General features: G+C 51.0%; 1 protein-coding gene. It reads left to right on the top strand.

Features of this window, described 5'->3' with window-relative positions; translation table 11 throughout:
- Positions 1 to 257, top strand: a 257-nt coding sequence (locus L2D08_RS23815) for a hypothetical protein (RefSeq protein WP_242238026.1), incomplete at both ends; no start/stop codon positions are given.

Raw genomic sequence — 257 nt, 5'->3', positions numbered from 1 at the left:
GTCTTTCTGTCAGCCTGCTTGTTACCGGATTCATTTACCGGTTTCGTTGGATACCAAGATGCCACGTCACGCAAATCTTCGCAAGAAAAAAGTCGGCAAGTCGGAGTACTGGTACACCGAAGCTGGTGGAGGTTCACCAACTTACTTCGGCAATGTCTCAGACACTCCCTTCATCGATGCCAAGCGACTCTTCTCTGAGCACATGAAAAGCCTAGCGGAGGGGACGAAGAGCCGCAACATTCTCACTTGTGCCACAC

The sequence above is a fragment of the Domibacillus sp. PGB-M46 genome (assembly GCF_022668875.1).
Classification (GTDB): Bacteria; Bacillota; Bacilli; order Bacillales; family Domibacillaceae; genus Domibacillus.
This window is presented reverse-complemented; position numbering and strand designations above follow the sequence as displayed.